Origin of the sequence: Flavobacterium johnsoniae, from assembly GCF_030388325.1 — a bacterium.
GTDB lineage: Bacteria > Bacteroidota > Bacteroidia > Flavobacteriales > Flavobacteriaceae > Flavobacterium > Flavobacterium johnsoniae_C.
Window position 1 is genome coordinate 2,683,942 of record NZ_CP103794.1, and the last position, 26,677, is coordinate 2,710,618.

At 31.8% G+C, this 26,677-nt stretch carries 23 protein-coding genes; 16 read left to right on the plus strand and 7 right to left on the minus strand.

Annotated elements, in window-relative coordinates; genetic code table 11:
• The first annotated feature begins 24 nt into the window (after window positions 1-24).
• The 4 genes from NYQ10_RS11625 to NYQ10_RS11640 all read left to right on the plus strand — a co-directional run bounded on the left by NYQ10_RS11625 (window position 25) and on the right by NYQ10_RS11640 (window position 3,087).
• Complete coding sequence (locus tag NYQ10_RS11625) at window positions 25-627, plus strand: transposase (protein WP_289876493.1); 603 nt, start codon at window positions 25-27, stop codon at window positions 625-627.
• A gap of 169 nt (window positions 628-796) precedes the next feature.
• Window positions 797-1,975 carry a glycoside hydrolase family 88 protein gene (locus NYQ10_RS11630; protein ID WP_289876494.1) on the plus strand — a complete coding sequence of 393 codons (1,179 nt, stop codon included), beginning with the start codon at window positions 797-799 and terminating at the stop codon, window positions 1,973-1,975.
• 6 nt (window positions 1,976-1,981) lie between these two features.
• Window positions 1,982-2,389 carry a hypothetical protein gene (locus tag NYQ10_RS11635; protein WP_289876495.1) on the plus strand — a complete coding sequence of 136 codons (408 nt, stop codon included), beginning with the start codon at window positions 1,982-1,984 and terminating at the stop codon, window positions 2,387-2,389.
• Between the two features lie 266 nt (window positions 2,390-2,655).
• Window positions 2,656-3,087 (plus strand): hypothetical protein, encoded by a 432-nt coding sequence (locus NYQ10_RS11640; RefSeq protein WP_289876496.1) that lies wholly within the window; start codon window positions 2,656-2,658, stop codon window positions 3,085-3,087.
• 55 nt (window positions 3,088-3,142) lie between these two features.
• Here NYQ10_RS11640 and NYQ10_RS11645 read toward each other — a convergent pair whose 3' ends face one another.
• Window positions 3,143-4,657: an FMN-binding glutamate synthase family protein gene (locus NYQ10_RS11645; protein WP_289876497.1), complete on the minus strand. Its 1,515-nt coding sequence runs from the start codon at window positions 4,655-4,657 to the stop codon at window positions 3,143-3,145.
• Window positions 4,658-4,693: 36 nt separating this feature from the next.
• Window positions 4,694-5,473 carry an NYN domain-containing protein gene (locus tag NYQ10_RS11650; protein WP_276174405.1) on the minus strand — a complete coding sequence of 260 codons (780 nt, stop codon included), beginning with the start codon at window positions 5,471-5,473 and terminating at the stop codon, window positions 4,694-4,696.
• 200 nt (window positions 5,474-5,673) lie between these two features.
• On the opposite strand from NYQ10_RS11650, the gene NYQ10_RS11655 reads away from it, so the two are divergent.
• From NYQ10_RS11655 to NYQ10_RS11675, 5 genes are all read left to right on the plus strand, one after another.
• Window positions 5,674-6,123: an RrF2 family transcriptional regulator gene (locus tag NYQ10_RS11655; protein WP_289876498.1), complete on the plus strand. Its 450-nt coding sequence runs from the start codon at window positions 5,674-5,676 to the stop codon at window positions 6,121-6,123.
• 22 nt (window positions 6,124-6,145) lie between these two features.
• Window positions 6,146-6,670, plus strand: a complete 525-nt coding sequence (gene azu / locus NYQ10_RS11660) for an azurin (RefSeq protein ID WP_289876499.1) — start codon at window positions 6,146-6,148, stop codon at window positions 6,668-6,670.
• A gap of 99 nt (window positions 6,671-6,769) precedes the next feature.
• Window positions 6,770-9,004, plus strand: coding sequence for a nitric-oxide reductase large subunit (locus NYQ10_RS11665; protein WP_289876500.1), 2,235 nt, complete (start codon window positions 6,770-6,772; stop codon window positions 9,002-9,004).
• A gap of 23 nt (window positions 9,005-9,027) precedes the next feature.
• Window positions 9,028-9,759, plus strand: a complete 732-nt coding sequence (gene ric / locus NYQ10_RS11670; protein ID WP_289876501.1) for an iron-sulfur cluster repair di-iron protein — start codon at window positions 9,028-9,030, stop codon at window positions 9,757-9,759.
• A gap of 271 nt (window positions 9,760-10,030) precedes the next feature.
• The gene (locus NYQ10_RS11675; RefSeq protein ID WP_289876502.1) at window positions 10,031-11,254 is read left to right on the plus strand and encodes a hypothetical protein; all 1,224 of its coding nucleotides are present in this window, start codon (window positions 10,031-10,033) and stop codon (window positions 11,252-11,254) included.
• A gap of 320 nt (window positions 11,255-11,574) precedes the next feature.
• On the opposite strand, the gene NYQ10_RS11680 is transcribed toward NYQ10_RS11675, so the two are convergent.
• Genes NYQ10_RS11680 through nirK form a run of 3 tightly spaced genes read right to left on the minus strand, consistent with a single transcriptional unit; the run spans window position 11,575 to window position 14,372 of the window.
• Window positions 11,575-12,171 carry an SCO family protein gene (locus tag NYQ10_RS11680; protein ID WP_289876503.1) on the minus strand — a complete coding sequence of 199 codons (597 nt, stop codon included), beginning with the start codon at window positions 12,169-12,171 and terminating at the stop codon, window positions 11,575-11,577.
• A 16-nt stretch (window positions 12,172-12,187) separates the two neighbouring features.
• Window positions 12,188-12,967 (minus strand): formylglycine-generating enzyme family protein, encoded by a 780-nt coding sequence (locus tag NYQ10_RS11685; protein ID WP_289876504.1) that lies wholly within the window; start codon window positions 12,965-12,967, stop codon window positions 12,188-12,190.
• Window positions 12,968-12,983: 16 nt separating this feature from the next.
• Window positions 12,984-14,372: a copper-containing nitrite reductase gene (nirK, locus tag NYQ10_RS11690; protein ID WP_436836307.1), complete on the minus strand. Its 1,389-nt coding sequence runs from the start codon at window positions 14,370-14,372 to the stop codon at window positions 12,984-12,986.
• Between the two features lie 313 nt (window positions 14,373-14,685).
• Between nirK and NYQ10_RS11695 the strand changes: the two genes are divergently transcribed.
• Both NYQ10_RS11695 and NYQ10_RS11700 read left to right on the plus strand, forming a co-directional pair.
• Window positions 14,686-15,945: an aminotransferase class I/II-fold pyridoxal phosphate-dependent enzyme gene (locus tag NYQ10_RS11695; RefSeq protein WP_289876506.1), complete on the plus strand. Its 1,260-nt coding sequence runs from the start codon at window positions 14,686-14,688 to the stop codon at window positions 15,943-15,945.
• 123 nt (window positions 15,946-16,068) lie between these two features.
• Complete coding sequence (locus NYQ10_RS11700) at window positions 16,069-16,554, plus strand: hypothetical protein (RefSeq protein WP_289876507.1); 486 nt, start codon at window positions 16,069-16,071, stop codon at window positions 16,552-16,554.
• Between the two features lie 328 nt (window positions 16,555-16,882).
• Here the strand turns inward: NYQ10_RS11700 and NYQ10_RS11705 are convergent, their stop codons facing one another.
• Both NYQ10_RS11705 and NYQ10_RS11710 read right to left on the minus strand, forming a co-directional pair.
• Window positions 16,883-18,001 (minus strand): GTP cyclohydrolase, encoded by a 1,119-nt coding sequence (locus NYQ10_RS11705; RefSeq protein ID WP_289876508.1) that lies wholly within the window; start codon window positions 17,999-18,001, stop codon window positions 16,883-16,885.
• 46 nt (window positions 18,002-18,047) lie between these two features.
• The gene (locus NYQ10_RS11710; protein WP_289876509.1) at window positions 18,048-19,013 is read right to left on the minus strand and encodes a transporter; all 966 of its coding nucleotides are present in this window, start codon (window positions 19,011-19,013) and stop codon (window positions 18,048-18,050) included.
• A gap of 123 nt (window positions 19,014-19,136) precedes the next feature.
• Here NYQ10_RS11710 and NYQ10_RS11715 point away from each other — a divergent pair, with 123 nt between their 5' ends.
• The 5 genes from NYQ10_RS11715 to NYQ10_RS11735 all read left to right on the plus strand — a co-directional run bounded on the left by NYQ10_RS11715 (window position 19,137) and on the right by NYQ10_RS11735 (window position 26,489).
• On the plus strand, window positions 19,137-19,427 hold the full coding sequence (locus NYQ10_RS11715; protein ID WP_289876510.1) for a DUF4834 family protein: 291 nt from the start codon (window positions 19,137-19,139) through the stop codon (window positions 19,425-19,427).
• A 49-nt stretch (window positions 19,428-19,476) separates the two neighbouring features.
• Window positions 19,477-21,918, plus strand: coding sequence for a YfhO family protein (locus NYQ10_RS11720; RefSeq protein ID WP_289876512.1), 2,442 nt, complete (start codon window positions 19,477-19,479; stop codon window positions 21,916-21,918).
• Between the two features lie 48 nt (window positions 21,919-21,966).
• Entirely contained in the window at window positions 21,967-23,256 is a 1,290-nt protein-coding gene (locus NYQ10_RS11725; protein WP_289876513.1) for a glycosyltransferase family 4 protein, read from the plus strand.
• 45 nt (window positions 23,257-23,301) lie between these two features.
• The gene (locus NYQ10_RS11730; RefSeq protein ID WP_289876514.1) at window positions 23,302-24,771 is read left to right on the plus strand and encodes a lipopolysaccharide biosynthesis protein; all 1,470 of its coding nucleotides are present in this window, start codon (window positions 23,302-23,304) and stop codon (window positions 24,769-24,771) included.
• 95 nt (window positions 24,772-24,866) lie between these two features.
• Complete coding sequence (locus tag NYQ10_RS11735; protein ID WP_289876515.1) at window positions 24,867-26,489, plus strand: mechanosensitive ion channel family protein; 1,623 nt, start codon at window positions 24,867-24,869, stop codon at window positions 26,487-26,489.
• Window positions 26,490-26,677: the final 188 nt, after the last annotated feature.

A 26,677-nucleotide genomic window follows, 5' to 3' on the forward strand; every position in this document is an offset into this window, starting at 1 on the left:
TTTTCAAATTTTAAAGAATAGTAAGTGGATATCAGAAATCAAAATTTAGAACCAGACTGTTTTTATCATATTTATAATCGCGGAGTGAATGGAGATAAAGTTTTTCAGGAAAATGATAATTATAAATTTTTCATGTCTCAATTTCTTAAATATTTAAGTCAAGTCTGTGATCTTTATGCGTATTGTTTAATGCCGAATCACTTTCATTTTGTAATTAAAATTAAATCACAAAAAGAATTGACAGAACTCTTCGAAGAAAAGAATAAAAATTCAAAGAATAAAGGATTGCATTCGATAGAAAGTCTCGCAAGTAAACAATTAAGTAAATTTATTAGTTCTTATACTCAAGCCTATAATAAAGTTTTTGACAGACATGGACCATTATTTGAATCTCCTTTTAAAAGAAAGAAAATAGATTCTGAACAATATTTGAGAAACTTGATTATTTATGTTCATCAGAATCCCATGGATATTAAAAAAGATTTTAAATCTTATAAATTTTCTTCTTACATAGCAGTTTTGTCTTCGTTAAAAACTAATTTAAAAAGAAGAGAGGTAATTGAATATTTTGATGATTTAGAAAATTTTGTTTTTTGTCATGACAATGTAATTGATTTTAAATTTTAGTGTTTAAAGAATCTTTGTCAAAGTTTAAAACTTTGACAAAGAGAAAAAGAAATCTTTAAACAAGTACCCGAATTGTACATTTTAAGGTAACCAAAAATTCAAAACCAAAATACATTTACTTTATTTCATAAATTTATCAGTTCAATTAACTATCTATAAAAATAACCACATGAATACAAAATTTTTCACCCTAATTGCCACTTTGTTTCTTCTAGTTAACCAAGGCTATTCTCAAAAAAACAATTCGTTCAATATTAAAAAGCAATTGGATTATTGTGCCGAACAAGCTTCAAAAACTTTAAAAGTAATTCCAAACGACGGAACTTCTCCGCGAACTGTCCCAAATGGAAGCAGTGAATGGAAATTTGTTGGTTATAAAGATTGGACAAGCGGATTCTGGCCTGGAGAATTATGGTTTTTATACGAAGCAACAAAAGATAAAAAATGGGAAAAAGAAGCAAATAAATTCACTCGTTTTTTAACGCCTTTGTCAGTTAGTAAAGCTGGAGATCACGATTTAGGTTTTCAGGTTTTCAATAGTTTTGGAAACGGATATCGATTGACAAAAAATCCAGAATACAAGGAAATTATTCTAAAAACTGCCGATACTTTGGCAACACTTTTTAATCCGAAAGTGGGAACAATTCAATCTTGGCCTCATAATAAAATGGGCGGTCATAATACGATTATCGACAACATGATGAATTTGGAGCTTTTGTTTTGGGCTTCAAAAAATGGAGGAAATAAAAAGTTGTATGATATCGCAGTAAAACACGCCGAAACTACAATGGCAAATCATTTTAGACCAGATAATACTTCTTATCACGTTATAATTTATGATTTTGAAACAGGTAAAAAAATAAAAGGAAGAACTGCTCAAGGTTACAGCGATGATAGTATGTGGGCGCGTGGGCAGGCTTGGGCTATTTACGGTTTTACAATGACACACAGAGAAACTAAAGATGTTAAGTTTTTAGATTTTGCACATAAATTGGCGAGAGTTTATTTGGATAAATTGACAACTGAAGATTTAGTTCCATATTGGGATTTTAGTGCGCCAAATATTCCAAACGAACCAAGAGATGCTTCAGCGGCAGCAATTGTTTCTTCTGCACTTTTAGAATTAAGTTCTTATACAAAAGACAAGAATTTAAAAACAGAATATTTGACAAAAGCCAAAAAAATGATTGTTTCGCTTTCAGACAATTATCAGAGTCACGACGTGAATTCGGCATTTTTATTACATTCAACAGGACATAAACCAGCTGGAAGTGAAATAGATTGTTCTATAAATTACGCAGATTATTACTATCTTGAGGCATTATTAAGACTTCAAAAATTAAAATAGAAAATTATGATGAAGAAAATATCTCAAATTGCTATTGCAATTACACTTGTACTTTTGCTTGTAAGCTGCAAAAATACCAAACAAAAGCTTCAGGAATATGTGGTTACTTATAATAAAACAATCGCGCCAAGTTTTAGAGCTGATAATGTAACATTAACAACTGCAAGAGGTTATATTAATGATGATAAAATCGAATTGCGTTTTGAAACCGATTTAGAACAAAATGAAACTAATAAATCTGCGGCGGCTATTTCTTTTCCAAAACAGATTAAATTAATGATTGATAAAGATCAAATTCCGAGACAATTAATTGAAGAAGGAGTTCAGTTTGATGTTTATTTTCTTGCTGATGATAATACGGTTTTAGACAAAGAAGTGCTAACGGGAGAATCTCTTAAAGATTTTTTGAAATAAAATCAGATTATTAAAAGAAAAATTAATCAGTTTAATTCTTACATATTAAAGTCTCTTTATATTTTAATTTAAAGAGACTTTTTTGTGTTTATACATTAAAGTTAAGTCGAAGAATAACTTTTGTATTCTTACAAAATTGTTTGTTTTTTAGATATAATCAATTTGTATTCAAAGAATTATAAAGTAGTTTTTTATGATTTAATGTTGTTTTTACGTTATAAATTATTTATGTTTGAGTTAAAAAATAACTATAAAACCAATAATTTATGAAAAAAATTACCCAAATCGCATTTGCTTTCGCGTTTGCACTTTTTCTAATCAGCTGTAAAAATACTAAGCAGAAAATTCAAGAACATGTAAGTAATTACAATAATTCTTCTTCTATAAAAGGAAATGGAATTACGAGTACAACAGCAAAAGCTTTTCTAAATGACAATAAAATTGAAATTAGAATTGAAACGAATTTAGAAGAAAACGATGCAAACAAATTAGCCTACAAAGAGTCGTTTCCAGATTTATTGAAAGAAATGATTAAAAACGATCAAATTTCAACTTCATTAATTTCTGAAGGAGTAAAGTTTGATGTTTATTTTTTAGCCTACAACAATGCTATTTTAGCACAACAATTAGTTGGTTCAGAAGAATTAGCAGAATTGGAAGGAGCTACACAGCAAAATAAAGAAACAGCAAAATTGTAATTAGAAATAGATTTAAAAAGAAAAAGCCTCTTTAGTTGTAAAGAGGCTTTTTTGTTTATGAAAATTGCGTAACGTTTTTAAGATTGTCAGGGAAATACTGTTCAGATAAATCGGAAAATTCATCACCGCGCATAAAAATGTTAATATCAACATCTGCAAAACTGCTTTTTCCAGCAGCCGCTAAAAGTTCATTTGCAGAGTGAAGCGTATTTTTGTGAAAATGATACACACGATCTGATTTGTCTGTAACAACCAAACCTTTCATCAGCATTTTATTTTGAGTCGCAACTCCAGTTGGGCATTCGTTATTATGACAACGCAATGCTTGAATACAGCCTAAAGAAAACATAAATCCTCGCGCGCTGTTACACATATCGGCGCCTAACGCAATGGCATGCAAAATAGAATAACCAGAAATAATTTTTCCGCTTCCTATAATTCGCATTTTGTCACGAATACCTAAACGAACCAAAGTTTTGTTTACGAAAATTAATGCAGGTTCAAATGGCATTCCGACACCGTCAGCAAATTCTAGTGGCGCAGCTCCAGTTCCGCCTTCCGCTCCATCAATGGTAATAAAATCTGGATAGATATCTTCAGTAATCATTTCTTGGCAAATGGCTTCAAATTCGGCTGTGTTTCCGATACACAATTTAAATCCGATTGGTTTTCCGTTCGATAAATCTCGCAATTGTTTTATAAAATGAATTAATCCTTTTGCATCAGAAAAAGCATGATGACCAGGAGGAGAAAGAATCATTGTATGTGGTTGAACGCCTCTAATTTTAGCAATCTGTTCAGTGTTTTTTGCAGCTGGAAGCACACCGCCATGACCTGGTTTTGCACCTTGAGAAAGTTTAATTTCAATCATTTTTACATTTGGAAGATTGGCTTTTTGAGCAAAATTTTCTGGGCTGAAATTTCCGTCTGCATCGCGGCATCCAAAATATCCAGTTCCAATTTGCCACGTAATATCTCCGCCGCCAGCAAGGTGAAATTCGGTTAAACCACCTTCACCTGTATTTTGGTAAAAGTTTCCTTTTTTAGCACCAATATTAATCGCACGAACTGCGTTTTCGCTCAAAGAACCAAAACTCATCGCAGAAACATTAAATAAAGAAGCAGAATAAGGCTGTTTGCAATCTTTTCCTCCAACTAAAACTCGAGGTAATTCTTCATTCACTTTTGCTGGAAAAATAGAATGTTTAATTCCTTCGTAGTTTTCTGTATTTAAATTCAATTGTGTTCCGAAAGGCGTGCTCGAATCAATATTTTTTGCTCTTTGATAAACTAAAGAACGCTGATTTCTAGAAAAAGGTTTTCCGTCTGTAGATCTTTCAATAAAATATTGTTGAATTTCAGGCGCAATCATTTCAAATAAATATCTGAAATAGCCCAAAACAGGAAAGTTTCTTAAAATAGCGTGTTTCTTTTGTGAAGCATTGTAAGCTCCAACAATCAACAAAATAGGAATGGCAAAAACGAGTAAATAACCTCGCCCAGTGTAATAATAAATTGCAAGAACAATTAGAAACAATAAGAATCCGTAAATAAAGAATTTTTTTCTCATGTTTTTAAAAAATTAAATAGGTAATAAATGCGATAATTAGTTGAATCTTAAACGTACATAAACGTGTTTGATTCCTTTTTTGTCTGACTCTCTTTCATCAATCTCTAAAATATCAGTTAACGATTTCAGCATTGGAGTAAGTTTAGAATAACCATAATTTCGAGGGTCAAATTCAGGTTTTTTCTTTACAATCAAATTGCCGACATCTCCAAGAAATGCCCAGCCATCATCATCTTCAATATCTTCAATTGTAGCTTCGATCAATTCGATAGTTTGTTTGTCAACTTTATGAAGCGCTTTTTCAGCAGGTTTTTCTACTGGTTTTTTGGTATCAGCGGCAGCTGCTTTTGGTTTTTTCTTTTGAGTTGCTCCATCCAAAACTTCAATATAAATAAATCTGTCGCAGGCTACAATAAACGAATTAGGCGTTTTCTTTTCTCCAATTCCGATTACTTTCATTCCAGATTCGCGAAGTCTTATTGCAAGACGCGTAAAATCACTATCGCTGGAAACAATACAGAATCCGTCCAATTTTCCAGAATACAATAAATCCATTGCATCAATAATAAGTGCTGAATCTGAGGAATTTTTTCCAACCGTATAACTATATTGTTGAATAGGAGTGATGGCATGTTCTAATAAAACACCTTTCCAGCCATTTGCATTTGGTTTTGTCCAGTCGGCATAAATCCTTTTCGTAGTTGGCGTTCCGAGTTTTGCAATTTCTTCCATCATGCCTTTTACATTGCTGTAGGGCACATTGTCTGCATCAATGAGAACTGCCAGTTTTAAATCTTTTGAATTGCTTAAAGGCATTATTTTAATATTAAAAATTAAATACTCTCAAAGTTAAAATTAAAATTGGTTTTTATAAGAATTGAATGATGAATAAGTGATTTTGCAAGCACTAATTATTTTCATTATAAATAAGAATTCAAACTTTTTAAATTAATTAAAGATAAATTTGTCTTTTATATAAAAGCTCCATATCTTTGTTGAGAATTAATAAAGGATGTATGTTTTCAAAAGCGTGTGAGTACGGAATTAGAGCTTCAATATTTATTGCAACAAAATCTTCTAAAGGGATTAGAGTTGGAATAAAAGATGTTGCCAAAGAAATAGATTCACCAGAACCATTTACGGCCAAGATTATGCAGATTCTGACTAAAAACGGAATCATACATTCTGCAAAAGGAGTTGGCGGTGGTTTTGAAGTTTCGAACGAAGCGGTAAAATCAATAAAACTGATTCAGATTGTAGACGCGATAGATGGAAATAAAATTTATAGCGGATGCGGAATCGGATTAAAAGAATGCTCTGAACAGCATCCTTGTCCTGTACATCACGAATTTAAAAAAATTAGAGGTTTGCTTTTAGAAATGCTTACTAAAACAACTTTAGAACAGCTTGCTTCAGATGTAAAATCAGGCGATTTCTTTTTAAAAACATTAAATACAAACGATTAATATTTTATAAATTATTTTAAAAATGAATACAAAAACCAAAATTTCAGTACTAATCCTGATGGGATTTTTAGCAGTTACTTCTTGTGGTAAAAAAGAAACAGCTCCTGCAGATCAAACAGAAACGACCGACCCGTCTACAGAAGGAGAAGCAGCGCCAGTAACATCAACTGAAGAAAATGTATTAGTTATTGAAGGAAACGATCAAATGCAGTTCAACACAAGCGAATTAAGAGCTGTTGCAGGAAAACCAATCAAATTGACTTTGAAACATGTTGGTAAAATTCCGAAAGAAGCGATGGGACATAATTTAGTGATTTTGCAAGAAGGAACAGACCAGTCTGCTTTTGCTTTGAAAGCGAATGATGCCAAAGCAACCGATTATATTCCAGAATCTGAAAAAGCTTCAATTATCGCTCACACTAAATTATTAGGCGGTGGAGAAGAGGATACAGTCGAATTTACAATTGATAAAAAAGGATCTTATCCATTTATTTGTTCTTTCCCAGGCCACGTGGCTATGATGAAAGGTGTATTAATTGTTGAGTAAATAATATAGACTCCAAATGCTAAAAATAGGTTTGGAGTTTTTTTTAAAACCAATAAAGGATAAAATTGTCTTTTATTTATAAAATTTCCCCCCAAAGAAATGAAAAGAGAAAAAAAATTATGGATAGTATTTGCATTGGTAATGAGTATTTCATTTGCCGTGCTTGGTTATTATGGTTACGAAATCTATCAACAGGCACCGCCAGTTCCTAAAGAAATTGTAACCGATTCTGGAAAGGTTGTTTTCAGCGAAAGCGAAATTAAAGACGGACAAAATATCTGGCAAAGTATAGGAGGCCAGGAAGTGGGATCAATCTGGGGACACGGTGCCTATGTGGCTCCAGATTGGACTGCAGATTGGTTGCATAGAGAAGCCATTTTTATATTGAATATTTATGCTCAAAAAGATTTTAATAAAAAGTATGAGGAATTGGATGCCGAAAAACAATCTGCTTTAAAAATTCGATTACAGAAAGATTTGAGAACCAATCGTTATGATTCAGAAACTGGAATTCTTACCATTTCTGAAAACCGTTTGGCGGCGATTGAAAATCTAAGTGAATATTATAAAGGTCTTTTTACGAATGATCCAAAATTCGATAAATTGAGAGAAGAATACGCGATTCCGAGAAACTCAATTAAAGATGTTGAGAAAATGCATAAAATGAATGCGTTTTTCTTCTGGGCAACTTGGGCAACAGTCACCAATCGTCCTGATGGTGATATTTCGTATACACACAACTGGCCGTCAGATGAATTGGTCGGAAATACCGCCACAACCGAACTTTTAGCTTGGTCTGGAGTAAGTATAATTTTATTGATTTTAAGCGTCGGAATTTTGGTTTTTTATCATGCCAAATCGGGTGAAGAAGAAGAATTTCCGCTTCCCAAAGAAGATCCAATTATCAAGCAGGGGAAAACAAAATCAATGGGATTGGTTGTCAAATACTTTTGGATTGTCAGTTTGCTGATGGTTTTGCAAATGGTTTTTGGAATCATAACAGCGCATTATGGTGTAGAAGGAAATGGTTTGTACGGAATTCCGATTGATCAAATTCTGCCTTACGCTGTGACAAGAACGTGGCATACACAATTGGCTATTTTCTGGATTGCAACGGCTTGGCTTGCCACAGGATTATATATTGCGCCAGCGGTTTCGGGCAAAGATCCTAAATTTCAGTGTTTTGGAATTAACTTCTTATTTGTCGCTTTATTGATTATTGTTTTAGGTTCTATGGCAGGACAATGGTTTGGAGTAATGCAAAAGCTAAATTTAGTTCAAAACTTTTGGTTCGGACATCAAGGTTATGAATATGTTGATTTAGGTCGCTTCTGGCAGATTTTCCTTTTAGTTGGACTGTTTTTATGGTTGGCTTTAATGATTCGCCCGTTACTTCCAGTTTTAAAGAAAAAAACAGAAGAGAAAAACCTAATCATTTTGTTCTTGGTTTCTTGTACAGCAATTGCAATGTTCTATGGAGCTGGATTAATGTGGGGAAGACAAACCAATTTAGCTATTGCAGAATATTGGAGATGGTGGGTTGTTCACCTTTGGGTTGAAGGATTCTTTGAAGTATTTGCAACCGTTGTAATTGCGTTTCTGTTTGTTCGTTTAGGATTATTAAAAACAAAAACAGCAACTTTAAATGTTCTTTTTGCTACAATTATTTTCATGTCTGGAGGAATTTTAGGAACATTTCATCACTTGTATTTCTCAGGAACTCCAACCGCAATTATGGCTTTGGGAGCAACATTTAGTGCCTTAGAAGTAGTTCCGCTGACTTTAATCGGATTTGAAGCATATCAAAACTATAAAATCTCAAAATCAACACAATGGATTGCCGATTACAAATGGCCAATTTATTTTATGATTTCTGTAGCATTTTGGAATTTCCTTGGTGCGGGAATCTTCGGGTTCATTATTAATCCGCCAATCGCGCTTTATTATGTACAAGGTTTAAATACAACGCCTTTACACGGGCACACCGCATTGTTTGGAGTTTATGGAATGCTCGGAATTGGTTTAGTTTTATTTGTATTGAGAAGTTTATACAGAAATGTAAGCTGGAATAACAAACTGCTTAAAATTACTTTTTGGTCTTTAAATATTGGTTTATTTCTGATGGCAATTCTGAGCTTATTACCAATTGGAGTTTGGCAGGCAATTGAAAGTATCAATCACGGAATGTGGTACGCTCGTTCGTCAGAATTAATGCAACAACCAGAAATGATTACGCTGAAATGGCTTCGTGCAATTGGAGATTCAATTTTCGGAATCGGGTTTATAACAATGGCTTGGTTTGTATTTGAACTGACATTAAAAAACAAAAAATAAAAACATATTTAAAATTGATTATCATGGAAAATTTAAAAAACAAAACAATAGGATCGTTTGTAGCTGAAGATTTTAGAACCGCAGCAGTTTTTTCAAAATACAAAATAGATTTTTGCTGTAAAGGAAACCGAACAGTAACTGAAGTTTGCGAAAAACAAAATATTGATGCCGATGCTTTATTAGAAAATGTGCTGCAAGTTTCACAATCTGAAAATGGCGGAAGTATTGATTTCAATTCATGGCCTTTAGATTTATTGGCAGATTATATTGAAAAAACGCATCATCGTTATGTGGAAGAAAAAACAAATGTGTTGCTTCCGTTTTTAGACAAATTGTGCAAAGTTCACGGAGCAAATCATCCTGAATTATTTAAAATCAATGAATTGTTTATTGGCTGTGCGGGTGAATTATCGCAACATATGAAAAAAGAAGAATTGTTTTTGTTTCCTTTTGTAAAAAGAATGGTAAAAACCAAAGAATCTGACGGAATTTTATCTCAGCCTTCTTTCGGAACCGTTTCAAATCCAATCGCGATGATGATGCACGAACACGATAATGAAGGCGAGCGTTTTAGAGCAATTGCCGAATTGACCAATAATTACACGCCTCCAGCAGACGCTTGCACAACTTATAGAGTAACTTTTGCAATGCTTAAAGAATTTGAAGAAGATTTACACAAACACATTCATTTGGAAAATAATATCTTATTTCCAAAAGCGGTTGTTTTAGAAAAAGACTTTGTCGAAGTAGAATAAAGGTTAATTTTAATAGTGGAAAAAGCACCGATAAAATATCTAAACATGATAATTATCGGTGTTTTGTTTTTCAAGAAATGTTATTTTTAATGGATTGGGTTTTGCTACACCGTTTGTCATTTCGAGGAACGAGAAATCTTCGCAAGTAACTCCGTTGCTAAAAGTCAATCTTTGTAGAGCTTCTCGCGAAGATTTCTCGTTCCTCGAAATGACAAGATTGTGTAGAAAATATAAAACTTATTATTCTATGTGTTTAAAAAATATTTCTATAATGAATTCTCAAAAAAGCTGGATACTGTGTTGTTTTTTTAATTTTCTGATTGCCTGCGTTTTCGGATTATTAATGCGTTTTATGTATCTCTTTCCTTTAGATTTTTTGAACTACAGCTTTCTTCTTCATGCACATTCGCACGTTGCCATGTTAGGTTGGGTTTATATGATCGTTTATGTTTTAATTGTTCATTTTTTTATTCCAAAAGAAAAAAGACAGAAACCAATTTATAACCGTTTATTTTGGCTAACACAATTTTCAGTTATCGGAATGATGATTGCTTTTCCGATTCAAGGATATGCTTTGTTTTCGATTATTTTTTCAACAATGCATATTTTATTGAGTTATGTTTTTTGCCGTTTAGTTTGGAAAGATTGTGCAAGAGATAAATCTCCGTCGCAAAGACTTTTATTGGTTTCGATTCTGTTTATGATTTTATCGACTTTCGGCGTTTGGTGTCTTGGTCCGGCAGTAAGTACATTAGGGAAACAAAGTGCATTTTATCAAATTGCCATTCAGTTTTTTCTTCATTTTCAATTTAGTGGATGGTTTATATTGGCGATTTTATCTTTGTTTTTGAAACAATTTCAAAATAAAATTGATGAGGTAAAGTTTAAGAAGTTTTATTTTTTGATGATTATTTCTACAGTATTAACTCTTGCTTTTCCAGTTCGCTGGTTCGTAGAAAATAATGTTTTGAACTACATTAATATTTTAGGAGTTTTGATTCAATTATCAGCTTTTATTTATTTCTATAAAATGCTAAAAACTCAAATTAAGCATTTCAAAAATACTTTAGATCAAACAACTAAGATAGTTTACGGTTTGGCATTATGTTCTTTGTTTTTAAAAGTCGGAATTCAATTGCTGACAATTTTTCCAAATTTGGCAGAAGTTTCACATCAAATCCGAAATTTTGTAATTGGATTTATTCATTTAACTACTTTGGGAATCATCACCGGATTTCTGTTTGGGATTTTGCTTCAGAATAAAATGCTTTCTTCTAATTCTAAAAAATTAAAAATAGGAGTAAAGTGTTTCATTTTTGGATATGTTTCGACCGAAATTTTATTGTTTTTGCAAGGCTGGTTTTTCTTTTTTGGAGAAGGAAGTATTCCAGGATATTTTCAAAGTATTTTGATTTTTAGTATTCTTTTGGTTTTGGGGTTGGTTTTAATAATGAGTTCGATAATTAGGCGAAATTTATATTGTAATATCAAATAAGTCCCAGCAGGACGATATATTTATAGCAGAGGAATGACATATTGTAAAGCTTCGGAGAAGCGAAATATTTATAGGAAACGTTTGGCGAAGATAAAAAGCTCCAGCGGAGCGACATATTTATAGAATCATATTGGGGTTATATATTTGTAACCTGATAAATATTTCGCTCCGCTGGAGCTCTCTATGTAGTTGATTTTTATTTTTCTATAAATATTTTGCTTCTCCGAAGCTTAACTTAGCTTTTATATAAATAAAAAACAAGAGTCGATTTCTATTTAGAATCCTACTCTTGTTTCTTACTAATTAACCTATTTAAATATCTATAATTTCCCTGCTTCTAAATTTATTGCTTCAATTGTTTTTTCATTATTTACACCCAAACCTTCCTGCTGAAAAACCAATTCTCCTTCAGGATTAAAAACGCTGATAATATTTGAATGCGAAAAATCTATTGGAGAGATTTTTTTATAATTAACTGCCAAAATTGCTGCAAATTCGCGAGTATTTTCTTCAGTTGAGCGAAGGAAAATCCACGGATCTTGATTCATTTTATTTTCAATAGCGAATGATTTTAATCTTTCAGGAGTATCCGTGTTTGGATCGATACTGACTAAAATTAATTTCACATGTTGTTTCATGTTTTTATCCAATTTCGATTCAATATCGCGCATATCGGCAACCAATCTGGGACAAGCCGATTTACAACTCGTATAAATCATAACCATTACTAAAACATTACCTCTTAGACTTTTTAATTCTATATCTTTTCCGTTTTGATTTGTCCATTTCGAAGGAAGATTATAAATCGATAAATCACTGATTTCTTTTTTTGATTCTGCTTTAACTTCTTTTTTATCAGATTCTTTACAACTGTAAAATGAGAATAGAAGAAGAAAAGCAATTACTATTTTTTTCATTGTAACATAATTTAAATTACATTTTCGGTTTTGTTTTACTGGCGCATCTAAAACCAAGATTTCTTGTAGAATATTGTGCTTTTAAGCTTCCGCGGAAAGCGTAACGCATAAAAGCAGCATAATCCATTAAATCGGACGCATTTACAGATCCGCTTCCGCAGAAGAGATTTTTGTCATTGCTTTTATCTTTTCTAGATTCACCCGATAAAAAAATGCTGTTAAAATCAGAAGTCCATTCCCAAACTAAACCGTGAATGTCGTAAACGCCCCAATAATTTTTGAACGTTTTTCCGATTTCATTTTCATACGTTCTCGATTTTTCATACCAAGACAAAATATATTCGTTGAATTCTTTTTTGGTTCTGGCGTCAATTTTTTTGGTGTCTGCCATTGCCACATATTCCCATTCATCCATTGTAGCTAAACGTTTTCCTTCGCATTCGCAATATTTTTTGGCAGCAAACCAAGAAACACTTGTTACAGGAGAATTTGGTTTTGCATTTCCAAAATCAAAATCATTTGTCCAGTAAGAGAGATAACTTTTATCAGCAAAAATTCCTTTAATTTTTGATTTTTGATAAGAAGGATTCTTTTTGACAAATTCTAAAAACTCACGGTTTGTAACAGGGTAAATGTCAATATAAAACGATTTTACTTCGACAGGATTTTTAGAAACGGCTCCATAAAGAGGGACAAAAAATCCCTCTTTTATGAAAACCATTCCTGTTTCCTGTGCCTTTATGACACTAGTAAACAAAGAGAAAAAGATAGTTAGTATGAAAATGTATTTTTTCATTCAGATAGTTTTGCTGTTATCTTAATGCTTTTACCATTTCTGGTGTAACTTCTGTTTTGTTGTTGCCCCAACTGCTGTAAATGTAAGTCAGCACATTTGCGATTTCATCATCAGATAAGTTTTGAGCTGGCATTATATTGTTGTATTTTTTTCCGTTAACAGTAACTTCTCCAGTTAAACCGTGTAAAATTGTTTTAATAGCGCGTTTAGAATCTGCATTTAAATAATCTGATTTTGCCAAAGGAGGAAAAGTATTTGGAATTCCTTGCCCTTCAGATTGGTGACACGCGAAACAAGTCGTTCCAAAAATTTCTTTACCAATTTTTACTTTTTCTGCAACAGTTCGTTTTGGAATTTCAGTTTTGACCGCAGCAGTTCCAGGCATTTTCTGAATTGTTCCGCCTTCAGGCAAATAAATGCCTTCTTGAATTGTTCCAGAATAAATGTTTTTATTTTCTTTTCCTTCCACTTTTAGCATTCCCAAAGCACCTTTATTAAAAGCTCTAAAAATAGAATGATCAACTAAAATGAAAGTTCCCGGAGTTTCTACTTTAAAATCTACAATTGCAGCGCCACCAGCAGGAATTAAAGTTGTCTGAACATTTTTATTGATTGTACTTCCACCTTCCACATGCACATTATCAAATATTTCACCAATAACATGGAAAGAAGAGACCAAGTTTGGTCCGCCATTTCCAACAAACAAACGAACAGTTTCGCCCACTTTTGCTGTTAATTCATTTCCGTTTGTAAGAGATCCAACTTTTCCATTAAAAACAACATAGTCAGGAGTTTCTTTTACAGCTTTATTCATGTCAAATGGTTGAAGACCTTTTGCTCCATATTCACCTTGAGTGTAAAAATCTCCTTGCATAACGTAGTATTCTTTATCAACAGGAGGAAGTCCACCTTCAGGTTCAACCAAAATCAATCCGTACATACCATTTGCAATGTGCATTCCGACAGGAGCAGTTGCGCAGTGATAAACATACAATCCAGGATTAATAACTTTAAAACTGAATACTTTTTCATGTCCTGGAGCAACAAGAGAAGAAGTAGCTCCTCCGCCTGGACCCGTTACAGCATGTAAATCAATATTATGCGGAAGTTTGTTGTCAGGATGATTTTTTAAGTGAAATTCAACTTCATCGCCAACACGAGTTCTGATAAAACTTCCCGGAACAGAACCTCCAAATGTCCAATAAGTATATTTTACACCATCGGTCATTGTGCCTTCTTGTTCTTTAATTTCCATGTTAAGTTTCAATTTCATGGCTGTTCTGCTTCCAACTAGTTTTGGTACGTGTGGAGGAGAAGTAAGCTCGGCTTCCATTTCACCTTCGGTCATAATATCAGCATAATTTTTTGCTTCATCTTTTTTGCAACTGCCTAATAAAAGAAGCATAAAAAACGAACACAACAGCATGTTCATTTTTGTCCAAATTTTGTTATCCCTTTTCATAATTACTTGGTTTTGTTTTCATTTATTTATAGATCAAAAATAAAAGACTGTTTTATCTTTTATTATGATAAAAATCATGTTTGAAATAATTCTGATTCAAATTTGAAAAATAAACTTACAGTATATTTTGAGTTAAATCTTACATTTTTAATTCTCTTGATAATTTTTAAATAAAAATAATTGAGGCTCTTTATTTTAAATTAATTATGATTATTTTTGCTCGCTGATTAAGTAAAAAAAATTACTACAATATATTATGGTAAAAGATTTATTCGAAAGAATTCAGGACAATAAAGGACCTTTAGGAAAATGGGCTTCTCAAGCAGAAGGTTATTATGTTTTCCCAAAGTTAGAAGGAGAGTTGGGTCCTAGAATGACTTTTCACGGAAAAAATATTTTAAACTGGAGTTTAAATGATTATTTAGGTTTAGCAAATCATCCAGAAGTTCGTCAGGCAGATACAGATGCGGCAATTCAATTTGGTGCGGCTTATCCGATGGGAGCTCGTATGATGTCTGGACACACTACGTACCACGAACAATTAGAAAATGAATTGGCTGATTTCGTAATGAAAGAATCTGCTTATTTATTGAATTTTGGTTACCAAGGAATGGTTTCTATTATTGACGCTTTGGTTACTAAAAATGATATTATTGTTTATGATGTAGATTCACATGCTTGTATCATTGATGGTGTTCGTTTGCACATGGGTAAACGTTTTACATACAAACACAATGATTTGGAAAGTATGGAGAAAAACTTGCAGCGTGCTACTAAAATGGCTGAAGAAACTGGCGGTGGTATTTTATTTATTACTGAAGGTGTTTTCGGAATGCGTGGGCAGCAAGGAAAATTAAAAGAAATTGCTGAATTAAAGAAAAAATACAATTTCCGTTTATTAGTAGATGATGCTCACGGTTTCGGTACTTTAGGAAAAACTGGTGCTGGAGCAGGCGAAGAGCAAGGAGTTCAAGATCAGATTGATGTTTACTTCTCTACTTTTGCTAAATCTATGGCTAATATTGGTGCTTTCGTAGCGGCTGACAAAACGGTTATCGATTATTTAAAATATAATTTACGTTCTCAAATGTTTGCAAAAGCATTACCAATGATTCAAACAATTGGTTCTTTGAAACGTTTAGAATTATTACGTAAATCTTCTGAAATTAAAGATAAACTTTGGGAAAATGTAAATGCATTACAAAGTGGACTTAAAGAAAAAGGATTTAATATCGGAGATACAAATACTTGTATTACACCAGTTTACTTAGAAGGAAGTATTCCTGAAGCAATGGTAATGGTAAACGATTTAAGAGAAAACTACGGTATTTTCCTTTCTATTGTTGTTTATCCAGTTATTCCAAAAGGAATTATCTTATTGAGAATGATTCCTACGGCTTCTCATACATTAGCTGATATCGATGAAACCTTAACAGCTTTTGAAGCAATTCGTGAGAAATTGACTAGCGGAACTTATAAAGAAATTGCAGATCGTACAACTGTTGACGTGTCGTAATTGACTTTTAAAATATAATTCTCTAAGTGGGAATTATGTAAAAAAATCCATTCGTTATGCGAATGGATTTTTTTTATTTAGGGTAACTTTATGTAATAAATCACAAAATAAAAATAAAAAATTATGAAGAAAGTACTAACACTAACAGTTATTGCTTTGGCTGTTTTCGTTTCTTGTAAAAAAGAAACAACAACGACAGAACCAGTGCAAATTACACCAAGTCCGCCAAAAGAAGCTGAAATTGTAGAACCTGCTGGAGATCAATGTTATGCTTGGAGATTAAATGGTAGCGTTATTGAAATGAGTTTTAATGTTAACTCTCATCAAGAAGTAAACGGAAAACTAAGTTATAACTTGGTAGGAAAAGATAAAAACGAAGGAACTCTTATTGGAAACATGAAAGGCGATACTTTAGTTGCTGATTATACATTTTCTTCAGAAGGCGTTTCGTCTGTAAGAGAAGTTGTTTTTCTTCAGAAAGATGGCGCTTTTATTGAAGGATATGGAGATATTGTAGAAGCCAACGATAAAGTTTCTTTTAAAGACAAAAAGAAGCTGAAATTTGATGCAAAAAATACTTTAGCAAAAGTAGATTGCAAAGTAGAGTAATAAGATCTATAAAATAAAAAATCCATTCGTTTGGGGGCGAATGGATTTTTTTATTTTTGAAAAAAGCTATAATTTATCTTTAGATTTAAGTTTGTTTATATAATTGCTTGAATTTCCGTTCCAGTGACATTTAGAGCAACGATTATTATTAAATTCGTGTTTGCAATTTCCATAGCCATATAAGTAATGTGCACATTCAGGACACAAATTCTTCATTTGAGATGAGTTTTCATAAAATTCACTTTTACATTTATCACAAATAATTATTGAAGACTTCTTTAAAACCATATTGCTAAACTGAATACTTAAAACTGCGACTGAAACTAATTTATAGATTCTTCAAATACGTTTTTCTCTGACAATGAATTTTCGGATCAAAATTCTTCCAAAGTAAATGAATTGCGTTATTTTCTAATAATTCTGGAGTTCTGATACAATTCTGAATTCCTTTTGCTGAAAACGTTTTAAAGTATTCATCAAAAATAATAGCCGTTACACCTTTGTTTTGATAATCAGGATGAACTCCGATAAGGTAAAAAACAACATCTTTACTATGCTTTTTCGCTTTTAATAATTGAAGGAATCCAAAAGGAAATAATTTACCTTTAATTTTCTGTAAAGCTTCAACAAAACTTGGCATTACAATACTGAAAGCTACTAAATTATCGTCTTTATCAACAACAAATTTTATGTATTCTGGATTGATGAAACTGATGTATTTCTTTTTAAAATATTCTTTTTGAACATCAGAAATCGCTACAAATGAAGCTAGTTTTTCATAAGATTCATTAAACAAATCAAACATTTTGTCTACGTGAGGCATAATGTCTTTTGTTTTTGTAAAGTTTAAGGCTCTTAATTCGTAACGCTTTTTGATTAAGGCTTGTGCTTTTTGAAAAAATTCTGGTTTTACATTCGAAAAAGGAAAAATACTTTCGATATATTGTTTTTCAACCTGAAATCCTAATTGCTCTAAATGTGTTACATAATACGGGTGATTATACCAAGTAATCATTGTTCCAACTTGATCGTAACCTTCTGTTAAAACGCCAACTTTGTCTAGGTTTGAAAATCCCATCGGACCTTCAGCGTGTTCTAAATTATGCTTTCTTCCTAATTCGAATACTTTTTCAAGAAGTGCTTTTGTAACTTCAACATCGTCAATAACATCAAACCAGCCGAAACGAACTTTTCGCTTATGCTGATTATTTACTTCAGACCAATTAATGATAGCCGTAATACGGCCAACAATCTGATTGTCTCTGTAAGCCAAGTAGAAATAGGCTTCAGCATTATCAAAAGCGGGATTTTTCGTTTTATCAAAAGATTCTAATTCATCTGCAATAATTGGCGGCACCCAGTACGGACTGTCTTTGTACAGCGAAAAAGGGAATTTAATGTATTCGGTTAATTCTTTTTTGCTTTTGGCTTCTTTAATTGTGATCATTAATGTGGTATTGAGAGTCTCTTTTCGAGTGTTTGGTTATTTAATATTATTCGTATTTCGCTTTACGTTGTCTTTCTTTTTCTTGATAATCAATGCTTTTCTCATTGTCAGTATTCTTTTTTGCTTTTTCCTCTGCCTTATTTGCCGCCTGTCTGTTTTTGTACCAACCATCATAACGCCAAGATACTCCAACACCTCCATATAAAATTGATGGTGTGTTTTTAAAGTTTGTACTTATAGAAGCATCAACCTGCATGTTTGGAGAAAGCAAATAAGCAGCACCACCTCGAACTATCGCATCGCTGTAGAAATCGCTTTTATAACCTTGATTTTCAATAAAACCTGACCATCTTTCGTTAAATCCGTGTGTCAAAGTTAACACATATCCATAACTTGGGTAATCTGTTCCGATGTAATCTGCAATAATATTGGTTACAAAAACCCATCTTCCGCCTCCAAATAAATTTTGTGTAATAAGAGAGATTTTAGGTGAAATTGCGCCATCTGGAGAAAAATAATAAGGATTATCTGCGCCAACAAAATTAGCTCCTGCAAATACAGAAACAGCAGGAATTAATTCACGCCAATTAAAACTATGATTGGCTTTATAGCTGTAAATGTTTACTTCTCTTTTGTTTTTATAAGGATCATAAATCAAATATTTTGCACCAAGAACAGTTTGTCTGAAATTGTTTTTCTTGTAACTTGTATATGGCGTGTCATAATTAGCTGCTTGATACTGAACATCTAATATAAATTCTAATTTTTCTAGAAAAGCACCATATCTCAGAGAGAAATCGGTTCCGAAACCGCTGCCATCATAATTAAGTAAATCGTGTTTTTCTTTAATGCCGTAAACACCAAGTTCGGCCTGAATTACTGATTTTCCAACACCATAAGCCGACATGGTTTCTCCGGGACGGTTAGAATTAATTACATCAGTATATTGCGCAAAAAACAGTTGTGGAATAAAAAAAAGTACCGGGGCAAGTAAGTTTTTAATTTTGAACATAATTTTCTTTTAAGTTTAGAAAGTGATAACGCATTTCAAATGTACATATTTTATTATTTATTTAAGATTCATATTTTATTTTTAAGCGATGGATTTATTAATTTTGGAAAAAAATATATAGTTATGCAAGAAGCATCATTTTCAGGTTTGTTAAAAACCATCATGTGGGTTATAGCTTTTTATTACATTTTTAAATTTTTAGCTAGAATCTTTTTGCCAATATTGGTTAAAAAAGCGGTAGAAAATGCGAGTGAAAATTTTCAAAGACAACAGCAGTATAATCAAGGTAACACTTATCAAAATAATCGCAATAACAACACTAATGATGAAATAATCATTAATACTGCTAATGCTAAAAACCCGCGCGCGACCAAAAAAGTGGGAGAGTATGTTGATTACGAAGAAATAGATTAGATTTGTGTCCTGAAAATTTAGGATTCATTTTAACCCAAACTAGCCAAAATTGAAAATAGTAAATAAGTTCTACGTGCATGCCCTTGTTATTCTGGGCTTTATTCTTGTTTCATTAATTTATTTTTATCCAGTTCTGCAAGGAAAACAAATTTTCCAGTCAGATATTGCTCAATACACCGGAATGGCAAAAGAGCAAAATGACTTTAGAGCGATAGAAAATGCAGAACCTTATTGGACAAATTCAGCTTTTGGCGGTATGCCAACTTATCAGCTTGGAGCAAATTATCCAAATGATTTTGTGGGTAAAATAGATGATGTGTTGCGCTTTCTTCCGAGGCCTGCAGATTACTTATTTTTATATTTCTTAGGCTTTTATGGATTATTATTGGTCTTAAAAACAGACCCTTTAAAGGGTTTTATTGGCGCCATTGCATTTGGTTTTTCAACTTATTTAATCATTATTTTAGGAGTTGGTCATAATGCCAAAGCGCATGCTATTGCTTACATGCCTTTAGTAATTGCTGGATTTATATTGGTTTTTCAGAAAAAATACATTTGGGGCGGTTTGCTCACTATGTTTGCCGTGGCATTAGAAATTAGTGCTAATCACTTTCAGATGACCTATTATTTATTGATTTTCTTATTGATACTTTCTGGTTATTTTGCCTTCAATTTTATAAAAGAAAAAGATTATAAAGGTCTTTTAATTTCAAGCGGAACTTTAATTATAGCTGGAATTTTTGCAATTGGAGCGAATGCAGGAAATTTATTAGCGACAAGTGAATATGCAAAGTTTAGTACTCGAAGCAATAGCGAATTGACTTTTAATCCAGATGGAACTAAAAAGACAAATGAAAACGCTTTAAGCCGCGAATATATTACGGAGTACAGTTACGGAATTGCAGAAAGTTTCAATCTTATTGCGCCTAGACTTTTTGGAGGTTCAAATCACGAAAATTTAGGTACAGATAGCAGAATGTATTCTTTCTTTATAGAAAAAGGAGCTTCTCCATCTCAAGCGCAAGAATATGCTTCAGGAATGCCAACTTATTGGGGAGACCAACCTATCGTTGCTGCTCCAGCATACATTGGTGCAGTTGTATTCTTTTTAGCAGTTTTGGCACTATTTATAGATGACCGAAAAATTAAATATGTCTTCTTAGGAGGAGCATTATTTTCATTAGTGCTTTCTTGGGGAAAAAACTTTTCGTTACTGACTGACTTTTTTATAGACTACGTGCCAATGTACGATAAGTTTAGAGCTGTATCTTCTATTCAAGTAATTCTAGAATTATGTTTTCCAGTTTTAGCAGTTATGGGAATCCAATCGTTTTTTAAAGCGAAAGATGAGCCGAAATTACAGCAAAAAGCACTTGTACAGACAGGAGTTTTTGGAATTGGAGTAATTTTGATTTTAGCTATTGCTAAAGGATTTTTCCATTTTTCTGGAAGCAGCGATCAATATTTCATGGAAAGTTACGGACCAGATTTCGTTGATGCGCTAAAAGAAGACCGAATGACAATGTACTATGCAGATTTATTGCGTTCAGGTTTTCTTATTGTTATTACTTTTGGAGTACTTTGGTTATTCATTAAAAATAAATTTTCTCAAACTACAACATTAATTATCGTTGGTATTATAATGATTTTTGATTTGTTCTTTGTTGATAAAAAATACGTTTCTGCTAAAGATTTTGTGAGTCCAGTTCAAATTGCGGCTCCTTTTCAGGAAACGCCCGCTGATGCAGAGATTTTGAAAGACACTACACATTATAGAGTTTTTGAAGTAAACGGAAATATGTCGAGTGCAAGAGCATCTTATTTTCATAGTTCTATAGGCGGTTATCATGCGGCAAAACCTCGTAGAATGCAACAGCTTTTTGATTATCAGATTGCTAAAAATAATCTTGAAATACTTAATATGTTGAATGTTAAGTATGTTATTCAAACCGATAAAGAAGGAAAAGAAATTCCAACAATTAATCCAGACGCTAATGGAAATGCTTGGTTTGTGAGTTCTGTAAAATTGGTAAACAAGCCAGATGATGTAATGAAAGCTTTAAATACTATTGATACTAAAAATGTAGCTGTTTTTAATGTTCATGATCATGAAAGTAAATTTCAAAATGCGAGATTAAAGAAAGCTTTTGATACAACAGGAACAATTAAAGTGGTTACGTACAAACCAAATTATATTAAATATAAAGTTAACAGTGAGAAAGATGGTTTAGCTGTTTTTTCTGAGATATACTACAAAAATGGCTGGAATGCCTACATTGATGGTAAATTGTCAGATCATTTCCCAGTTGACTATGTTTTAAGAGCAATGGAAGTTCCGGGAGGAACAAAAGAAATTGAATTTAAATTTGAGCCACAGGTTGTTAAAACTGGTGGAACAATTACTTTAATGAGTTCAATTGGAATGTTATTGCTTTTAGGTGGTGGAATCTTTTTTGAAAGTAGAAATTCTAAAAAGAAAAGAGAAGTCTAGAACTTCAAAATTCTAAATTTGCACTTTTAAATAGTAAACACATTTTCCTTGGAACAAAAAAAACTCTTAATAATTACCTATTATTTTCCGCCTGCGGGTGGGCCTGGTGTACAACGTTGGTTAAAATTTGTAAAATATTTGCCAGAGTTTGATGTACAGCCAATTGTTTATGTTCCGGAAAATCCAACTTATCCAATTGTTGATGAAGGTTTAGTAAGCGAAATTTCAGATAAAGTTATTGTTTTAAAGAATAAAATTTGGGAACCTTATCAATTGGCTTCTATTTTTTCAAAAAATAAAACAAAAAAAATCAGTTCTGGAATTTTTCCACAAAAGAAAAAACAAACTTTTTTAGATAAAACTTTTCTTTGGGTTCGCGGAAATCTTTTTATTCCAGATGCTCGCGTCTTTTGGGTAAAACCTTCTGTTTCTTATCTTGAGAAATACATTAAAGAAAATAATATTAATACTATTGTTACTTCTGGACCGCCGCATAGTCTGCATTTAATTGGTTTAGAATTACAGCAAAAACTAAATGTAAAATGGTTTGCTGATTTCCGTGATCCTTGGACAACAATTGGGTATCATAAAGCGCTTCGTTTATCTTCGTATGCTGAAAAAAAACATAAGAATTTAGAACATAAAGTACTTAATTCTGCTGATGAAATCATTGTAACAAGCAAAACAACAAAAACAGAATTTGAAGCAATTACAGATAAACCAATTACTGTAATTACAAATGGTTACGACGTTGAAACTGTTGAAAAACAGACTTTAGATAAAAAATTTACTTTAGCACATATTGGCTCATTTTTGTCCGATCGAAATCCGCCATTTTTATGGGAAGTTTTGGTCGAATTACTGCAAGAAGTTCCTGAGTTTAAATCTCATTTAGAAATTAAATTAATTGGCGCTGTAAGTCAAGAAGTTTTAGATGCGATAAAAGAGCATAAACTAAATGAATATTTAAATTTAGTAGGTTACGTTTCTCATAAAGAAGCAGTTGCACATCAAAGAAAATCTCAGGTTTTACTTTTGATTGAAATTAATTCGGAAGATACGAAAAGCATTATTCCTGGTAAATTATTTGAATACATGGTTTCAAACCGTCCAATAATTGCAATTGGACCGCAAGGTTCTGATTTTGCAGATATTGTAACGCAAACAAATACTGGAGTATTTTTTGATTATTCTGAAAAAGCGAAACTAAAAAGTGTAATTTTGGACTTTTTTAATCAGTTTTTGGAAGGAAAATTGCAATCACATGGAATTGGTTTACAGCAATATTCAAGAAAAAATCTAACCAAGCAATTAGCACAGCTGATTAGTAAATCATAGATTGTAAAAATCTAAAATCTAAATTCTAAATTCAGAAATCCAAACATGGGTGTTGTCTTAAATCAGTCTTTTAAAAATACAATTATTACTTATATTGGTTTTGGTATCGGAGCCATTAACACACTTTATTTGTATCCAATTTTTCTTGGAGCAACTTTTTATGGATTGACAAACTATATAACTTCAAGTGCTAATGTTATAATGCCCTTGTTTGCTATCGGAATGCAAAATACATTGGTGAAGTTTTATTCTCAATATAAAACCGAAGAAGAAAAATCTCAATTTTTATCTTTTACGGTTTTGTTTCCCATTATCTTAATAATTCCGCTATTATTAATTGGACTTTGTTTTTACGATGAAATCCTGTTTTTTCTGTCAAAAAAGAATGCAATTGTTAAAAGTTATATATGGCTTATCCCATTTATTGGGTTAACTATGGCATATTTCGAAATTTTTTATGCTTGGGCACGCGTTCATATGCACTCTGTCTTTGGAAATTTTGTTAAAGAAATTGGTCTGAGATTGTTTTCTTTATTTCTATTGATAGCAGTTTATTATGATGTACTGAGTGTCGAAGGATTTGTATATGCAACTGCAGGATTATATTTTTTAGCCTTTTTGGTTACTATGTTTTATGCTTTTAGTGTTCAGAAACCTCATTTTCAGATTTCAAAACCAAAGAATGCAAAAGATATATTAGTTTATTCATTTTATATTATTTTGTCTGGAAGTGTTGCCAATTTACTTTTAGATGGAGATAAAATGATATTAAATCAATATATGATTATTGATAATATTGCGTTCTATTCGGTTGCAACTTATATAGCATTAGTCATTTCAGTTCCAAGTCGTGCCATGCATCAAATTGTTTATCCAATTACTGCAAAATTAATGCATGAAAACAAACATGACGAATTAAATGAACTTTATAAAAAAACATCTATTAACCTTCAAATGGTTGGTGGTTTTGTAATGCTTTGCATTTTTGTAAATATTAATCAATTATATGAATTAGTTCCGAAAGAATATAGCGGCGGAATTTCTGTAGTATTTATGATTGGTCTTTCTAAATATTTTGATTTAATTTTAGGAAACAATAATGCGATTATTTTTAATACCAAATATTACAGAATGGTGTTGTATTTAGGACTAATGTTGGTTGTTTTAACAATTGTGCTAAATATGATTTTTATTCCAATTTTTGGAATTTTCGGTTCTGCGTTTGCAACGCTTTTATCTATTACTTTGTATAGTTTGGCTAAACTCCTTTTTGTCGTTAAAAAACTTCATTTATATCCATTTACAAAGCAGACTATTCATTCAATGGTTTTAACTTTTGCTTTATTTTTGGTATTTTATTTTTGGGAATTTCCATTTTTCCAATTAATTAGTATAGCTTTAAAATCCATTTTGGTTACTATTCTATATGTTTATTTGAATTATAAATTCAAGATTTCGACAGATATTAATAACGTGATTGATTCTGTTTTAAAAAAAATAGGAATTAAAATATAAGTAAGATTTTACCGAAAATTGAAAGTAATTTAAAATCGTAGCTTTTTTGTTTTTATATTTGTTAGAAAGGATAACTAATTTATTTCTAATAGAATATGAAAATAAAAATACTTAGTTTATTAGGGTTCTTTCTTATATTTTCTTCGTCATTAATATTTGCTCAAACAAATGATAAGCAGATTTTAGATAAATCAGTTACGCCAATAAAACTCAAAGGTTATCCGGTTAGTCCGTTTAAAGACACACTTTTTTTAGTTTATACTAATGTAGGATCTTTTTCGGCTAAAGAGCGGGCTAATTATATTTCGAATAAAATTAAAAAGCTTTATGAAGAGTCTTTTTTTGAGAAAGATTCTGTAATTATAGTTCCTTCTGATGTTTCTCTAGATATTGTTTACAAAAACGATTTGGTAATAATGTCTGTTTTAAAAGCAGATGCAAACGCAGAAAATGCTTCAATGTCTTTTATTGCTAAACGTAATTTAGCATTAATTAAAAGGGCTATTATTTATCAGAATGAAAATTATTCGCAATTGCCAAAACGAATTGGATATACGGCATTGTTAATCCTTATAATTAGTTTGGTTTTATTTTTGGCGGGGAAACTTTTTAATTTGCTCAAAAAATATATCATTAAAAACAAAGCACGATATTTCAAAGGAGTTAGTTATAATTCTATAAAAATATTATCTCCACAAAAACAGCAATTTATATTTCTTCGTCTTTTCGGATTTATAAAAACGATAACTCTAATTTTTATTGTTTATCTATCTCTGCCTGTTTTATTTAGCATTTTTCCGGCAACAAAAGAATATACAACAACATTGCTTCAGTGGATATTAACACCAGCGAAATCAGTTTTAATGGGACTTGTTGATTTTTTACCGAGTTTAATAACCATTATTGTAATCATCATCATTTTTAGATATGCATTAAAATTGATCAAATTTTTCTTTTATGAAATAAAATCAGAAAACATTAAAATAGATGGATTTTACAGCGATTGGGCTTTGCCTACATTCAATATCATCCGCTTATTAATGTATGCTTTTATGTTAGTAATTATATTTCCTTATTTGCCAGGATCTGATTCTTCGATATTTAAAGGCGTATCTGTATTTGTAGGTGTTTTATTTTCGCTTGGTTCTTCAAACGCAATTGCAAATATGGTGGCAGGTTTGGTCATTACATATATGCGTCCGTTTAAAATCGGAGATTACATAAAAATTGGCGATGTAAGTGGAGAGGTAATAGAAAAAACAGCTTTAGTTACTAGAATTAGAACGCCTAAATTTGAAGATATTACAATTCCGAATGCTACAGTTTTGTCTAGTACTTCTACAAATTATTCGGCAAATACACAGCAATCTACAAACGGATTATTAATTCATACTACAGTATCAATTGGTTACGACGTTCCGTGGACAGCCATTCATAAAGCTTTAATTGATGCAGCTTTAAAAACAGAAATGATTGAAAAAGAACCAAAACCATTTGTGCTTCAAACAAGTTTGGATGATTTTTATGTTTCGTACCAAATTAATGTCTATACAAAAGAACCTACAAAGCAGCCAAGGATATATTCATCTCTTCATCAGAATATTCAAGACTCATTTAATGCGGCTGGAATCGAAATTATGTCTCCACATTATAGTGCTTTACGAGACGGAAATGCTTCCACCGTGCAATCGGACGAAAAAAGTAACGATAAATTATAACTTCTGTAATCTAGAAAGCTTAAAGTTAACTAATTGAAAAATAGCGATTAAATTTAAAATTTTAACACCTGATTATTTTGTAATTAATCGAATTAAAATTAACTTTAACATGAAAAGTTATCAGTAGTTTGTTGTAATAGCCTGTTTTTTTCTAACAAAATCTATAATTGTAGGTATTTTTTTATTAT

What these genes read in the sequence shown, in the direction of transcription:
- NYQ10_RS11630 (WP_289876494.1), top strand. Translation starts at nt 797, where the DNA reads ATGAATACAAAATTTTTCACCCTAATTGCCACTTTGTTTCTTCTAGTT.
- NYQ10_RS11635 (WP_289876495.1), top strand. Translation starts at nt 1,982, where the DNA reads ATGATGAAGAAAATATCTCAAATTGCTATTGCAATTACACTTGTACTT.
- NYQ10_RS11640 (WP_289876496.1), top strand. Translation starts at nt 2,656, where the DNA reads ATGAAAAAAATTACCCAAATCGCATTTGCTTTCGCGTTTGCACTTTTT.
- NYQ10_RS11645 (WP_289876497.1), bottom strand. Translation starts at nt 4,657, where the DNA reads ATGAGAAAAAAATTCTTTATTTACGGATTCTTATTGTTTCTAATTGTT.
- NYQ10_RS11650 (WP_276174405.1), bottom strand. Translation starts at nt 5,473, where the DNA reads ATGCCTTTAAGCAATTCAAAAGATTTAAAACTGGCAGTTCTCATTGAT.
- NYQ10_RS11655 (WP_289876498.1), top strand. Translation starts at nt 5,674, where the DNA reads ATGTTTTCAAAAGCGTGTGAGTACGGAATTAGAGCTTCAATATTTATT.
- azu (WP_289876499.1), top strand. Translation starts at nt 6,146, where the DNA reads ATGAATACAAAAACCAAAATTTCAGTACTAATCCTGATGGGATTTTTA.
- NYQ10_RS11665 (WP_289876500.1), top strand. Translation starts at nt 6,770, where the DNA reads ATGAAAAGAGAAAAAAAATTATGGATAGTATTTGCATTGGTAATGAGT.
- ric (WP_289876501.1), top strand. Translation starts at nt 9,028, where the DNA reads ATGGAAAATTTAAAAAACAAAACAATAGGATCGTTTGTAGCTGAAGAT.
- NYQ10_RS11675 (WP_289876502.1), top strand. Translation starts at nt 10,031, where the DNA reads ATGAATTCTCAAAAAAGCTGGATACTGTGTTGTTTTTTTAATTTTCTG.
- NYQ10_RS11680 (WP_289876503.1), bottom strand. Translation starts at nt 12,171, where the DNA reads ATGAAAAAAATAGTAATTGCTTTTCTTCTTCTATTCTCATTTTACAGT.
- NYQ10_RS11685 (WP_289876504.1), bottom strand. Translation starts at nt 12,967, where the DNA reads ATGAAAAAATACATTTTCATACTAACTATCTTTTTCTCTTTGTTTACT.
- nirK (WP_436836307.1), bottom strand. Translation starts at nt 14,372, where the DNA reads ATGCTTCTTTTATTAGGCAGTTGCAAAAAAGATGAAGCAAAAAATTAT.
- NYQ10_RS11695 (WP_289876506.1), top strand. Translation starts at nt 14,686, where the DNA reads ATGGTAAAAGATTTATTCGAAAGAATTCAGGACAATAAAGGACCTTTA.
- NYQ10_RS11700 (WP_289876507.1), top strand. Translation starts at nt 16,069, where the DNA reads ATGAAGAAAGTACTAACACTAACAGTTATTGCTTTGGCTGTTTTCGTT.
- NYQ10_RS11705 (WP_289876508.1), bottom strand. Translation starts at nt 18,001, where the DNA reads ATGATCACAATTAAAGAAGCCAAAAGCAAAAAAGAATTAACCGAATAC.
- NYQ10_RS11710 (WP_289876509.1), bottom strand. Translation starts at nt 19,013, where the DNA reads ATGTTCAAAATTAAAAACTTACTTGCCCCGGTACTTTTTTTTATTCCA.
- NYQ10_RS11715 (WP_289876510.1), top strand. Translation starts at nt 19,137, where the DNA reads ATGCAAGAAGCATCATTTTCAGGTTTGTTAAAAACCATCATGTGGGTT.
- NYQ10_RS11730 (WP_289876514.1), top strand. Translation starts at nt 23,302, where the DNA reads ATGGGTGTTGTCTTAAATCAGTCTTTTAAAAATACAATTATTACTTAT.
- NYQ10_RS11735 (WP_289876515.1), top strand. Translation starts at nt 24,867, where the DNA reads ATGAAAATAAAAATACTTAGTTTATTAGGGTTCTTTCTTATATTTTCT.